The organism is Pseudoalteromonas sp. 19-MNA-CIBAN-0066 (genome assembly GCF_040308705.1).
GTDB classification, from domain to species: Bacteria; Pseudomonadota; Gammaproteobacteria; order Enterobacterales; family Alteromonadaceae; genus Pseudoalteromonas; species Pseudoalteromonas nigrifaciens.
This window is the reverse complement of sequence record NZ_JBEONZ010000395.1, coordinates 1-240: the sequence shown is the minus strand read 5'-3', so window position 1 is coordinate 240 and position 240 is coordinate 1. Positions and strand designations below refer to the sequence as shown.

General features: G+C 42.9%; 1 protein-coding gene. It reads left to right on the top strand.

Annotation, left to right across the window (positions count from 1 at the left end; genetic code table 11):
* Positions 1-240 (top strand): OmpA family protein (locus tag AAEZ18_RS19575; RefSeq protein ID WP_352256119.1); only part of this gene is annotated, 240 nt, incomplete at both ends.

Below are 240 nucleotides of genomic sequence, written 5' to 3'. Positions count from 1 at the left end.
GGCTTTAACGATACGTTAGATGCGATTGCTAAAGTAATGAACAAGTACGAAAAAACCTACCTTAGTGTGCAAGGGCATACTGACAGTACGGGTAAAGATAGCTTCAACATGAACCTATCGCGTGAACGTGCTCAAAGCGTTAAAAACTACTTAGTGAACCAGCAGATTATGGCTGAGCGTGTAAGTACTATGGGTTATGGCGAAACACGTCCAATTGCGACTAACGATAGTGCAAATGGC